10 protein-coding genes and 1 riboswitch are annotated in these 12,612 nt (G+C 68.3%); of the genes, 8 read left to right on the forward strand and 2 right to left on the reverse strand.

The window, feature by feature from the left end; all coding sequences use genetic code 11:
* Positions 1-30: 30 nt before the first annotated feature.
* From U1701_RS15080 to U1701_RS15105, 6 genes are all read left to right on the forward strand, one after another.
* Complete coding sequence (locus U1701_RS15080; RefSeq protein ID WP_332783395.1) at positions 31-666, forward strand: hypothetical protein; 636 nt, start codon at positions 31-33, stop codon at positions 664-666.
* 196 nt (positions 667-862) lie between these two features.
* Positions 863-966: riboswitch (glycine riboswitch) on the forward strand.
* Between the two features lie 164 nt (positions 967-1,130).
* Positions 1,131-2,354 carry a glycine cleavage system aminomethyltransferase GcvT gene (gcvT, locus tag U1701_RS15085; RefSeq protein ID WP_332783396.1) on the forward strand — a complete coding sequence of 408 codons (1,224 nt, stop codon included), beginning with the start codon at positions 1,131-1,133 and terminating at the stop codon, positions 2,352-2,354.
* 1 nt (position 2,355) lies between these two features.
* The gene (gene gcvH / locus U1701_RS15090; RefSeq protein ID WP_332783397.1) at positions 2,356-2,727 is read left to right on the forward strand and encodes a glycine cleavage system protein GcvH; all 372 of its coding nucleotides are present in this window, start codon (positions 2,356-2,358) and stop codon (positions 2,725-2,727) included.
* Positions 2,728-2,873: 146 nt separating this feature from the next.
* Complete coding sequence (gene gcvPA / locus U1701_RS15095; RefSeq protein ID WP_332783398.1) at positions 2,874-4,232, forward strand: aminomethyl-transferring glycine dehydrogenase subunit GcvPA; 1,359 nt, start codon at positions 2,874-2,876, stop codon at positions 4,230-4,232.
* A complete protein-coding gene (gene gcvPB, locus U1701_RS15100; RefSeq protein WP_332783399.1) occupies positions 4,229-5,893 on the forward strand; it encodes an aminomethyl-transferring glycine dehydrogenase subunit GcvPB in 1,665 nt (554 codons plus the stop codon). The genes gcvPA and gcvPB overlap by 4 nt, the downstream gene beginning before the upstream one ends.
* Before the next feature lie 116 nt (positions 5,894-6,009).
* Positions 6,010-7,545, forward strand: coding sequence for an aminoacyl--tRNA ligase-related protein (locus tag U1701_RS15105; protein ID WP_332783400.1), 1,536 nt, complete (start codon positions 6,010-6,012; stop codon positions 7,543-7,545).
* A gap of 126 nt (positions 7,546-7,671) precedes the next feature.
* Here the strand turns inward: U1701_RS15105 and U1701_RS15110 are convergent, their stop codons facing one another.
* Entirely contained in the window at positions 7,672-7,941 is a 270-nt protein-coding gene (locus U1701_RS15110; RefSeq protein ID WP_332783401.1) for a hypothetical protein, read from the reverse strand.
* 166 nt (positions 7,942-8,107) lie between these two features.
* Here U1701_RS15110 and U1701_RS15115 point away from each other — a divergent pair, with 166 nt between their 5' ends.
* Both U1701_RS15115 and U1701_RS15120 read left to right on the forward strand, forming a co-directional pair.
* Complete coding sequence (locus tag U1701_RS15115; protein WP_332783402.1) at positions 8,108-10,429, forward strand: ribonuclease R family protein; 2,322 nt, start codon at positions 8,108-8,110, stop codon at positions 10,427-10,429.
* 75 nt (positions 10,430-10,504) lie between these two features.
* Positions 10,505-10,801: a hypothetical protein gene (locus U1701_RS15120; RefSeq protein ID WP_332783403.1), complete on the forward strand. Its 297-nt coding sequence runs from the start codon at positions 10,505-10,507 to the stop codon at positions 10,799-10,801.
* A gap of 3 nt (positions 10,802-10,804) precedes the next feature.
* On the opposite strand, the gene U1701_RS15125 is transcribed toward U1701_RS15120, so the two are convergent.
* A complete protein-coding gene (locus U1701_RS15125; RefSeq protein WP_332783404.1) occupies positions 10,805-12,580 on the reverse strand; it encodes an ABC transporter transmembrane domain-containing protein in 1,776 nt (591 codons plus the stop codon).
* Positions 12,581-12,612: the final 32 nt, after the last annotated feature.

Below are 12,612 nucleotides of genomic sequence, written 5' to 3' on the forward strand. Positions count from 1 at the left end.
TCACGCTCGTTCGAGAAGGTACGCGTTCCCGTGAAAGCCCCCATCCTAGCCGCCTCCGCCTGTCTGCTCGTGCTCGGCGGATGCGCCGGCAAGGGCGAGATCGACGCCACCGGCGGGATCACCGCGATCCGCTCGGCCTGCCCGTCGGTCGCGGTCCCCGCCGCCACCGGCGACGTGACCCTGTTCGAAGGCACCGGCCGCACGCAGGGGGCGATCGATCTCGCCGCGCTGATGACCAATGTCCGCTCGACCTGCGCCGACGCGACCGACCAGATCGTCACCACCATCACCTTCGACGTCCGCGCCCGCCGCACGCGCACCGATGGCCCGCGCGACGTGCAACTGCCCTATTTCATCACCGTCGTCCGCGGCGGCAGCGCGGTCGTCGCCAAGCGGATCGGCCGCGTCGCGCTGCACTTCGACGCGGGCCAGGCGGTCGCCGAGGCGCACGGCCAGGCCTCTTCGACGGTCGCACGCTCGGCCGCCACGCTGTCGGACGAAGTCCGCGCCAAGCTGACCCGCAAGCGCAAGGCCGGCGACCAGGACGCCGCGGTCGACCCGCTCAGCCAGCCCGACGTCCGCCAGGCGGTGCTGCGCGCGAGCTTCGAGGCGCTGGTCGGGTTCCAGCTGACCGACGACCAGCTGAAGTACAACGCCACGCGGTAACCGTCCCTCCGCTGCAACCATCTACGTCATGCCGGGCTCGTCCTGGCATCCGGGGCCTCACGCGCGGCGCTCCGTAACCCCGGATCCCGGGACAAGCCCGGGATGACGACAGGTATTTCGGGTACGGACCAAAGGTCACGTTGACTTGATCACGGCGTGACGCCAGAGATTGGCGGTCGATGCCGGGCAACCGGCATGGCGCCGCGCGGGAGAGCGTGACCCGGTCCTTTCAGGGCCGGCGAGCCGCCGAAGGAGCAACCACCCCGGAATCTCTCAGGCACCGAGGACCGCGCGGGGCTCATCGATACTCTGGAAAGCGCCGCTCCCTCGGGGGCTGCCACCGAAGGTGTAAGCCGGACGCATCCGTAAAGGGGCCCGGTCAAAGCTCTCAGGTTCCGTGACAGAGGGGGTATGCATCGGTCGCCAAGGGTGGCCCGTGTCCCTTTTCGACGGAAGCCCCGAGCATGACCGATTTCGCCACCATCATCGATCACGCCGACGACTATGTCGCGCCCGAGCCGCAGGCGCTGCCGCTCGACGCCTGGCACCGCGCCCGCGGCGCTCGCATGGTCGAGTTCGCCGGCTATCTGATGCCGATCCAGTATGACGGCATCATGGCCGAGCACGCCTGGACGCGCGACAGCGCCGGCCTGTTCGACGTCAGCCATATGGGCCAGCTCGTCTTCACCGGCGGCGACGTCGCCGCCGCGCTCGAAACCGTGCTGCCGGGCGACATCGCCGGGCTTGCCGAGGGCAAGATGCGCTACTCGCTGCTGCTCGCCGAAGACGGCGGCATCCTCGACGATCTGATGGCGACGCGCCTGCCCGACGCCAATCCGTTCGCGGCCGAAGACGCCGAGCCCGCCGGCTACGATCCGCTGCGCGCGAGCGGAGAGGCCGCGACCGGCAGCTTCTACGTCGTCGTCAACGGCGCCACCAAGTACGACGACATCGCCTATCTGCTCGACCAGGTCTCGGACCACGTCACGATCAACCTGCTCGAAGACCAGGCGCTGATCGCACTTCAGGGCCCCAAGGCGGTCGACGCGCTCACCCGACTCGTTCCCGGCGTCGAGGCGCTGATCTTCATGACCGCCGGCGCGTTCGCCTGGGGCTCGGTGCCCCTGTGGATCAGCCGCTCGGGCTACACCGGCGAGGACGGCTTCGAAATCTCGGTCCCCGCGGATCAGGTCGCAGCCTTCGCCGACGCGCTCGCCGCCGAGCCCGAGGTCAAGCCGATCGGCCTCGGCGCGCGCGACTCGCTCCGCCTCGAGGCCGGCCTGCCGCTCTATGGCCACGATCTCGACCCCGAGATCACGCCGGTGATGGCCGATCTCGGCTTCGCGCTGTCCAAGCGCCGCCGCGAGGCCGCCGACTTCGCCGGGGCCGAGCGTATCCTCACCGAACGCGAGCACGGCCCCGCCACCAAGCGCGTCGGCCTGATCGTCGAGGGCCGCCAGCCCGCCCGCGAAGGCGCCGATGTGATCGATCATAGCGGCGCGGTGATCGGCCGCCTGACCAGCGGCGGCTTCGCGCCGACGCTCGGCAAGCCGATCGCGATGGCCTACGTCCCGCTGGCGCTGTCCGCGCCCGGCACCCGCATCGAGATCGCGCAGCGCGGCAAGGTCCACACCGCCACCGTTGCCGCGATGCCTTTCGTTCCTCACCGTTACGTCCGGAGCAAATGATATGAGCCGTTTCTTCACCAAAGATCACGAATGGGTCGATGTCACCGGTGACGTCGGCACGGTCGGCATCTCCGACTATGCGCAGGGCCAGCTCGGCGACGTCGTGTTCGTCGACGTGCCCGAGGCCGGCAAGCAGCTGACCAAGGGCGCCGACGCCGCGGTCGTCGAGTCGGTCAAGGCCGCCTCCGACGTCTATGCGCCGGTGTCGGGCACCGTCACCGAAGGCAACGCCGCGCTCGCCGACGATTCGAGCCTGGTCAACTCCGCGCCCGAGACCGAAGGCTGGTTCTTCAAGCTGACGCTCAGCGACCCCAGCGAGCTCGACAGCCTGATGGACGAAGCCGCCTACGCGACGTTCGTCGAAGGCCTCTGACCTGACTGCTCCCCTCCCTTTTAGGGAGGGGCTGGGGGTGGGTAGAGTGATCGCGAAACGACATCCGTCTCGCGCATGCTTTCCGTACCACCAGGACGCTACCCACCCCCGACCCCTCCCTGAAAGGGAGGGGAGAAGGATATCGAATGCGCTACCTGCCCCTGACCCAATCCGACCGCACTGCGATGCTCGCCGTCATCGGCGCCCCCTCGGTCGACGACCTGTTCGTCGACGTGCCCGAGGCCGCGCGTCTCGACGGCCCGATCCGTGACCTCCCGATGCACGCGTCGGAAATGGCGGTCGAGCGCCACATGACCGCGCTGTCCCGGAAGAACATCGCGGCCAGCGACGGCCCGTTCTTCCTCGGCTGCGGTGCGTACAAGCATCACGTCCCGGCTTCGGTCGACCATCTGATCCAGCGCGGCGAGTTCCTCACCGCCTACACGCCCTATCAGCCGGAAATCGCGCAGGGCACGCTGCAGATGCTGTTCGAGTTCCAGACGCAGGTCGCACGGCTGCTCGGCACCGACGTCGCCAACGCCTCGATGTACGACGGCTCGACCGCCTGCTGGGAAGCGATCGGCATGGCGCGCCGCGTCACCAAGCGGGGCAGGGCAATCCTGTCCGGCGGGCTCCACCCGCATTACGTCTCGGTCGCGAAGACGATGGCGAAGTTCACCGGCGACCTGCTGGAAACCTCCGAGCCCACGCTGACCGCGGAGACCGACATCGACGCGCTGATCGCGGCGATCGACGACACCACCTCGTGCGTCGTCGTCCAATATCCCGACATCCTCGGCCGTATCGCCGACCTCCGCCCGCTCGCCGATGCCTGCCACGCCAAGAAGGCGCTGCTGATCGCGGTCGTCACCGAGCCCGTCGCCTTGGGCGCGATCATGTCGCCCGGCGAGATGGACGCCGACATCGTCGTCGGCGAAGGCCAGTCGCTCGGCGTCGGCCTCCAGTTCGGCGGACCCTATGTCGGCCTGTTCGGCTGCAAGGAAAAATACGTCCGCCAGATGCCCGGCCGGCTTTGCGGCGAGACCGTCGATGCAGACGGCCGCCGCGGCTTCGTGCTGACGCTGTCGACGCGTGAGCAGCATATCCGCCGCGAAAAGGCGACGAGCAACATCTGCACCAACTCCGGGCTCTGCGCGCTCGCCTTCTCGATCCACATGACGCTGCTCGGCGAAGCGGGTCTTCGCCAGCTGGCTGAGATCAACCACAGCGGCGCCGTTGCCGCTGCGGAACGGCTCAGCCGCATCCCCGGCGTCGAGCTCGTCAACGACGGCTTCTTCAACGAATTCACGCTGAAGCTGCCGACCGAGGCACGTCCTGTCGTCCGCACGCTTGCCGATCGCGGCATCCTCGCCGGCGTCTCGCTCGGCCGGCTGTACCCGCAGATCGATGCGCTCGCGAACGGCCTCGTCGTCGCGGTGACCGAAACCACCAGCGCGGAGGACGTCGAGACACTTGCCGCCGCACTCGAGGAGATCCTGGCATGAGCATCAACCAGAGCGGCTGGCGCCCGACCACGCCCGAGGCGAACACCGGCGGCGTCCCCGCCAGCGTCACCGGCAACAAGGCCCTGATGCTGGAGGAAGCGCTGATCTTCGAGATCGGCGACACGCACACGACGGGCGTCGACTTCGACACCTTCGGTTCCCCGGCGAAGGCCGGGGCCCAGTTGGGAGACGCCGGTAACGAAGCGCACTCCTCTGTTACGACCACCTCTCCAACTGGACCCCGGCCTTCGCCGGGGAACAAGCTGGGGTCGCTGACCCGCAACGCCCCCATCGGCCTCCCCGGCCTGTCGGAGCCCGAAACCGTCCGCCACTACACTCGCCTGTCGCGCCAGAATTACGGCATCGACCTCGGCTTCTTCCCGCTCGGCTCGTGCACGATGAAGCACAATCCGCGCCTCAACGAGAAGATGGCGCGGCTCCCCGGCTTCTCCGACGTCCACCCGCTCCAGCCGGTCGACACCGTGCAGGGCGCGCTCGAGGTGATCCACCAGCTCGCCCACTGGCTGGTCACGCTCACCGGCATGACCAGCGTCGCGATGAGCCCCAAGGCCGGCGCGCACGGCGAACTCTGCGGCATCCTCGCGATCCGTGCCGCACTCGAAGCCAAGGGCGAGGGCGCGCGGAAAGTCATCCTCGTCCCCGAATCGGCGCACGGCACCAACCCCGCCACCGCGGCGTTCGCCGGCTACAGCGTCGAGGACATCCCCGCGACCGCCGAGGGCCGCGTCGACACCGCCGCGCTCAAGGCGCGCCTCGGCCCCGACGTCGCCGGGGTGATGATCACCAACCCCAACACCTGCGGGCTCTTCGAGCGCGACATGCGCGAGATTTCGGACGCGGTGCATGCGGCGGGCGGGTTCGTCTATTGCGACGGCGCCAACTTCAACGCGATCGTCGGACGCGTCCGCCCCGGCGATCTCGGCATCGACGCGATGCACATCAACCTGCACAAGACCTTCTCGACCCCGCATGGCGGCGGCGGTCCCGGCTCGGGCCCGGTGGTGTTCTCCGCCGCGCTCACGCCCTTCGCGCCGCTCCCCTTCGTCGAGAAGCAGGGCGACCATTTCGCGCTGATCGAGGAAGAAACCGCGGGCGAACACCATGCCGGCAGTTTCGGCCGCATGGTCGCGTTCCACGGCCAGATGGGCATGTTTACGCGAGCCTTGACCTACATCCTCAGCCACGGCGCCGACGGTCTGCGCCAGGTCGCCGAGGATGCGGTGCTCAACGCCAACTACATCCTGCGCTCGCTCGACTCGACGCTCGACGCCCCGTTCGGCCCGTCGGGTCCGTGCATGCACGAAGCGTTGTTTTCGGACGCGGGGCTGGCGGACGGTTTCTCGACGATCGACATCGCCAAGGGGCTGATCGACGAGGGCTATCACCCGATGACGATGTACTTCCCGCTCGTCGTCCAAGGCGCGATGCTGGTCGAACCGACGGAAACCGAATCGAAGGCGGCGCTCGATCAGTTCATCGCTGCCCTCCGCTCGGTCGCAGACCGCGCCAAGGCCGGCGACCCGGCCCTCAAGACCGCCCCCCACTTCGCGCCAAGGTCGCGCCTCGACGAGACGCTCGCGGCCCGGAAACCGGTACTGGTGTGGAAGGATCCCGCCCCGCTGGCGCAGGCGGCGGAGTAACCAACGCCGTCACCCGGGCTCGACCCGGGGTCCCGCTTCTTATGCGACGACCGAGAAGCGGGACCCCGGCTCAAGGCCGGGGTGACGAAAGGGTTACGGACGGATACAGGCCACCCATGATCAAGCGCGCACTCACCGTCACCCGCGAGGCGGATTTCTCCGCCTGGTACCAGGCCGTCATTTCGGAAGCCGACCTCGCCGAGGAATCCGGCGTCCGCGGCTGCATGGTCATCCGCCCCTGGGGCTATGGCATCTGGGAGCGCATCCAGCGGCTGCTCGACGACCGGATCAAGGCGACCGGCCACGAAAACTGCTATTTCCCGCTCTTCATCCCGCTCTCCTATTTCGAGAAAGAGGCGGAGCATGTCGACGGCTTCGCCAAGGAAATGGCGGTGGTCACCCACCACCGGCTGAAGGCCGACGGCTATGGCCGCCTCGTCCCCGACCCCGAGGCCAAGCTCGAAGAACCGCTCGTCGTGCGGCCCACCTCGGAAATGGTCATCGGCGCCGCCTTCGCCCGCTGGGTCCAGTCGTGGCGCGACCTTCCCGTGCTCATCAACCAATGGGCCAACGTCGTCCGCTGGGAGATGCGCACCCGCATGTTCCTGCGCACCAGCGAGTTCCTCTGGCAGGAAGGCCATACCGCGCACGCCACCGCCGACGAGGCGCGCGACGAGACAATCAAGATGCTCGAAGTCTACCGGGACTTCGCCGAAACCTGCCTTGGCCTGCACGTCGTCGCTGGCGAGAAGCCGGAGAACGAGCGTTTCCCCGGTGCCGTTTCGACCTATTCGATCGAGGCGATGATGCAGGACGGCAAGGCGCTCCAGGCCGGCACCTCGCACTTCCTCGGCACCAATTTCGCCTCGGCGCAGAACATCCGCTTCCAGAACGCGGCCGGCGAGTTCGAGCTCGCCAACACCACAAGCTGGGGCGTGTCGACGCGGATGATCGGCGGCGTCATCATGGTCCACGGCGACGATGACGGCCTTCGCGTGCCGCCGATGATCGCGCCGTGGCAGGTCGTCATCGTGCCGATGCTGCGCGACAATCCCGACGACGCCGCGATCATCGACTATTGCAAGGCGCTTCAGGCCGATCTCGCCAAGCAGGTCGCACTCGGCGAGCCCGTCCGCGCGCTGCTCGACCTTAAGCCCGCCAAGGCCGCGACCAAGCGCTGGGGTTGGGTCAAAAAGGGCGCACCGATCGTCATTGAGGTCGGCGGGCGCGATGTCGCCGGCGGCAACGTCTCGGTCATTCGCCGCGACCGCCTCTACCGCGAGGACGGCAAGCTCGACAGCGCGGTGATGCCGCGCGACGCGCTCGTCGACGCGGTGTCGGGCATGCTCGCCGAGATCCAGACCGGGCTGCACGTCGAGTCGATGGACCGGCTGAAGGCGAACATCGTGCCGGTCAGCGATTTTGCCGAGCTGGAGACGCATTTCGCCGACAGCGTGAAGAATCCCGGCTGGGTCGACGTCCGCTGGTCGAAGCCGACCGGCGCCGCGCTCGACAAGGTTGTCGAGCGGCTCAAGGCGCTGAAGCTGACGATCCGCAACGCGCCGCTGGGGCAGACCGGCGCCGATCACGGTCCGTGCATCTTCACCGGCGAACCGGCGGTGGAACGGGTACTGATCGGGCGGTCCTACTGAGCTCCTGTTCCCCGGCGCAGGCCGGGGCCCAGTTGGGAAGGCCGATGTAACAGGGCGCGTCTTCTCGTTACTGCCGTCCCCCAACTGGGCCCCGGCCTGCGCCGGGGAAGGATCAGTGACGCCCGCTCAATTCGCCCGGCGGTGCTTTCCGCCATATTTGTGCCCGACATAGTCGCCGATCTGCGCGATTTCGTTCGCTGCCGCCTTGGCGCTGCTGGCCGCGCAGGGCAGCTTGTCATGTGCATGATCGGCGGCGCGGGCCTGAACGGTCGCGCACAGGTCCTCGATGTCGGCGCGCGACAGGATGTTCTTTTCGCGCAGCAGGCAGATCAGGCTCTGCAGGATCACGAGGTTCTTGTCTTCGGGATCGGCTTCGAGCGTCGGGTACGGAGTCATGGCTCTCTCCTGGGGTCTCGTGCCGTCAGACTATGCCGAATCGCGGCGCATGCAAGCGCGCAGATCGAGCTCCGGGTCCGTCGCGCACATCGCTGCCGCCTGTACCGACAGCGATATTGCCCTGCGGCGATTTGGCGAAGCGCGCGCGACCCCCTATCTGCAAGCGATGCACAAACCCAAAGCCGGGCTTCCGACCCGCGAACAGATCCTCGACTTCATCGCCACCTCCGACGTTCCCGCGGGCAAGCGCGAGATCGCCAAGAGCTTCGGGCTCAGCGCGCAGGAGAAGATCGGCCTGAAGGCGCTGCTCAAGGACATGGCGGACGAGGGGCTGATCGATTCGGCACCGGGTCGCGCGTTCCACAAGATGGGCGGTGTGCCCAAGGTCACCGTGCTGCGGATCGTTGACGTCGACGACGGCGGCAATGTCTGGGCGGTACCCGAGCGCTGGGAAGCCGAAGGCGTGCCGCCGCCGCGGCTGCGGGTCCGCGAACGCAAGCGTGGCGCATTGGGCGTCGGCGAACGCATCCTCGCGCGCACCGAAGAGGCGGGGAACGGGTGGATCGCGCAGCCGATGAAGGTGCTGGCGCCAGCCTCCGAACAGGTGCTCGGCGTGCTCCGCGAAGAGGCCGGGCGTATGTGGCTGACCGGCGTCGACAAGCGCGAACGCCGCGAGTTCGCGGTCGCGGATGCAGGGCAGGCGGCGCCGGGTGACTTGGTGCTCGCCGAACTCGCTGGCAAACCGCCGCGGATATCCGCGCGCGTCGTCTCGCGGCTCGGCGACCCGTTCGCCGCGCGCAGCTTCTCGCTGATCGCGATTCACAAGCTCGGCATCCCCGACGTCTTTTCGCAAGAGGCGCTCGACGAGGCGACCCGAGTGGCCGAACAGCCGCTTGGCGATGGTCGCGAGGACCTGCGCCACTTGTCGATTGTCGCGATCGACCCCGAGGACGCGCGCGACCATGACGACGCGGTCTGGGCCGAAGCCGACGACGATCCGGCCAACCCCGGCGGTTGGAAGGCGATCGTCGCGATCGCCGACGTCAGCTTCTACGTCCGGCCCAAGTCCGAGATCGACCGCGAGGCGCGCAAGCGCGGCAATTCGGTCTATTTCCCCGACCGCGTCGTCCCGATGCTGCCGGAGATCCTGTCGGCGGACATCTGTTCGCTGAAGGAGAACGAGGACCGCGCCGCGCTCGCCTGCCACCTGCGGATCGGCAAGGACGGCACGCTGAAATCCTGGCGCTTCACCCGCGCGGTGGTCCGGCTGGTCGCGAACCTGTCGTACGAGGACGCGCAGGCCGCGATCGACAAAAGCTCGTCACCCCAGCGAAGGCTGGGGTCTCCCGTCACGGAGGGCGACCTTGCCGCACGAGATCCCAGCCTTCGCTGGGATGACGAAGGGGGCAGGGCGGGAACTGCCGCCGATGATCTGGCCGAGACGGTCCTCACCCCCCTCTGGTCCTGCTGGCACGCGCTGGCCAAGGCCCGGGATGCGCGCGCGCCGCTCGATCTCGACCTCCCCGAACGCCGGGTCGTGCTCGACGAGACCGGCCGCATCATGTCGGTCGCGCCGCGCGAGCGGCTCGACGCGCACCGACTGATCGAGGATTACATGATCGCCGCCAACGTCGCTGGCGCCAAGGCGCTGGAGGCGAAGAAGGCGCCGGTGATGTACCGCGTCCACGAACCCCCCAGCCGCGAGAAGCTCGCCGCGCTGAAGGAGTATCTGGAAACGTTCGAGGTGCCGTTCGCGCTCGGTCAGGTCGTGCGCCCGGCAACGTTCAACCACGTCATCGAACGGATCGGTGACGCAGATTTCCGTCCGCAGGTGATGGAGCAGATCCTCCGCACCCAGACCCAGGCCTATTACGCGCCCGCCAACCACGGCCATTTCGGGCTGAGCCTCGGCAGCTACGCGCATTTCACCTCGCCGATCCGTCGCTACGCCGATCTGCTCGTTCACCGCGCTCTGGTTGGCGCCTATGCGCTCGGGCCGGGCGCTTTGCCGGCCGACGATGCCGCGAACATGGAATCGGTCGGCGAAATCATCAGCCGCCTCGAACGCCGCGCGATGGAGGCGGAGCGCGACACCACCGATCGCTATGTCGCAGCGTTCCTCGCCGAGCGCGTCGGCCAGATCATGGACGTCCGCATCACCGGCGTCACCAATTTCGGCTTCTTCGCGACCGTCGAGGGGATTGGCGGCGACGGGCTGATGCCGGTGCGCGATCTCGGCAACGACTATTTCCGCTTCGACGAAGGCGCCCGCACGCTGACCGGCGAGAACAGCGGTGAGGTGTTCGCGCAAGGCCAGCGGCTGGAACTCAAGCTGGCCGAGGCGAACCCGGTCTCGGGCGCGCTACGCTTCGAAATGCCCGAGGGCAAGCGCGCCGCGCCAACCACGCGCGACGCGCGCAAGCCGACGCGCGTCATCAAGCACCGCGGCCGTCCGACCAATATCCGCCATCAGGGCAAGCGGCGTTAGGATTTCGGCAAACGCGTTCGACTAAGCCTCCGTCATCCCGATCATCGCTGGGATGACGGACATCCGGGGGGGAAGATGCAGGGAATGCTTATCGGCGCGCGACGGCGGCGGATCGTCAACGATTTCGTCGCAGCCGGCGCGACCAGCCCGGCGACCGCGATCTCCTATGTGCCCGCCGAGTCCGCGACCTTCCGCCGCTTGCGCGGCTATGGCGCGATCGTCGATGATGGACAGGGCCGCTACCATCTCGATGTCGAGCGCCTCGGTGCGTTTCGCGGCGCCGTGCGCCGACGCGCTGCCGCGGTGGCCGGGGCAACCGGTCTGCTCGCCAGTGCGGCGGCGGCGATGACGGTGTTCGCGCTCGCCGAATAGGTTTTACGCGGCCTCGTTGAACTGCAGGCTCGCCAACCGCGCGTACAGCCCGCTGTTGGTCATCAGGCTGCCATGGCTGCCCTGTTCGACGATCCGGCCCTCGTCCATCACGATGATCCGCTCCGCCGCGCGCACCGTCGCCAGCCGGTGCGCGATGACCAGCGTCGTGCGGTTCGCCATCAGCCGTTCGAGCGCTTCCTGCACCAGCCGCTCGCTCTCGGCGTCGAGCGCGCTGGTCGCTTCGTCGAGCAGCAGGATCGGGGCATCGCGCAGCAGCGCGCGTGCGATCGTCACGCGCTGGCGCTGGCCCCCCGACAGCCGCGCGCCACCCTCGCCAAGGAAGGTGTCGAGCCCCTCGGGCAGCTTGCGCAGGAATTCCGCGGCGTTGGCGGCTTCCGCTGCGGCCCACAATTGGTCGTCGCTCGCGGTCCAGTCGCCATAGCGGAGATTGTCCCGCGCCGACGCGCCGAAGATCACGGTTTCCTGCGGCACCATCGCGATCCGCCCGCGAACCTCGGCTGGATCGGCATCGCGCAGGTCGACGCCGTCGAGCGTCACGCGGCCCTGGTCGGGATCGTAGAACCGCTGGACGAGCTGGAACAGCGTGCTCTTGCCCGCCCCCGACGGGCCGACCACCGCGACGGTCTCACCGGGTCGGATGTCGAGCGAGAAGCCGTTGAGCGCCGCCACCTCACGCCTAGTCGGATAGTGGAAGCGGACATCCTCGAACGCCAGCGCGCCGATCGGCGGCTGCGGCAGCGCCACCGGCTGTGCGGGCGCGGCGATCTCCGGGGTCTCGCGCAGCAGCTCGTTAAGCCGGCCGGCCGCACCGGCACCGCGCAGCAGGTCGCCATACACTTCGGTCAGCGCGCCGAACGCGCCCGCAACGATCCCGCCGGTCAGCACGAAGGCCGCGATCGCACCGCCGCTGATCCGCCCGGCGGCGACGTCGATCGCGCCTTCCCACAGCACCATCGTGATCGACCCGAACACGAGGCCGATGACGATCGCGGTCATCACCGCGCGCAGCAGAATCCGCGCGCGCGCTGCGGCGAAGGTCGCCGACACGGCATCCGAAAAGCGGATCGCCTCGCGTTCTTCCTGCCCGAACGCCTGCACCACCTTCATCGCGCCCAGCGTCTCGGTGGCGATCGATCCGACGTCGGCAACGCGGTCCTGCGAGGTGCGCGAATAGGTGCGGACACGCTTGCCGAGTACCGCGATCGGCAGGATGATCAGCGGGATGCCGATCATCAGCATCCCGGCAAGTTTAGGCGAAATCGCGAACAGGTAGATCAGCCCGCCGATACCCGTGAAGGTGTTGCGCAGCGCGATCGACACCGTGCTGCCGACCACCTGTTCGATCAGCGCGGTATCCGACGTCAGCCGCGACGCGATCTCGGACGGGCGGTTTTCCTCGAAGAAGCGCGGCGTCAGGCGGAGCAGATGGCTCTGCACCGTGGTGCGGATATCGGCGACGACGCGCTCGCCGAGCCACGAGACGTAATAGAAGCGCACTGCGGTCGCGAGCGCCAGCACGGCGACGATCACTAACAGGTAATGGAACGACGTGCCGACCGATCCGCTCGCGCCCGGGCCGAACCCACGGTCGATCACGCGCTTGAAGCCGTAGGGGATGCCGATCGTCGCCGCCGACGTCGTGATCAGCGCAAGCCCCGCGAACCCGATCTGGCGGGGATAGGCGGCGGCATGCCGCCAGACCATCGAGAGGTCGCCGATCCGGCGGCTGGGTTTTGCGTCGGAATCCGGCTTTGCCATGGCCATGGCCTAGCAGCGCCGCCCGCGGGGCT

Source organism: Sphingomonas rhamnosi, from assembly GCF_036663615.1.
Classification (GTDB): Bacteria; Pseudomonadota; Alphaproteobacteria; order Sphingomonadales; family Sphingomonadaceae; genus Sphingomonas.

Excerpts from the sequence above, each read along its gene's own strand:
- U1701_RS15110 (WP_332783401.1), bottom strand. The coding sequence starts at position 7,941 with ATGACTCCGTACCCGACGCTCGAAGCCGATCCCGAAGACAAGAACCTC.
- U1701_RS15125 (WP_332783404.1), bottom strand. The coding sequence starts at position 12,580 with ATGGCAAAGCCGGATTCCGACGCAAAACCCAGCCGCCGGATCGGCGAC.
- U1701_RS15115 (WP_332783402.1), top strand. The coding sequence starts at position 8,108 with ATGCACAAACCCAAAGCCGGGCTTCCGACCCGCGAACAGATCCTCGAC.
- gcvH (WP_332783397.1), top strand. The coding sequence starts at position 2,356 with ATGAGCCGTTTCTTCACCAAAGATCACGAATGGGTCGATGTCACCGGT.
- gcvPB (WP_332783399.1), top strand. The coding sequence starts at position 4,229 with ATGAGCATCAACCAGAGCGGCTGGCGCCCGACCACGCCCGAGGCGAAC.
- U1701_RS15120 (WP_332783403.1), top strand. The coding sequence starts at position 10,505 with ATGCAGGGAATGCTTATCGGCGCGCGACGGCGGCGGATCGTCAACGAT.
- gcvT (WP_332783396.1), top strand. The coding sequence starts at position 1,131 with ATGACCGATTTCGCCACCATCATCGATCACGCCGACGACTATGTCGCG.
- gcvPA (WP_332783398.1), top strand. The coding sequence starts at position 2,874 with ATGCGCTACCTGCCCCTGACCCAATCCGACCGCACTGCGATGCTCGCC.
- U1701_RS15105 (WP_332783400.1), top strand. The coding sequence starts at position 6,010 with ATGATCAAGCGCGCACTCACCGTCACCCGCGAGGCGGATTTCTCCGCC.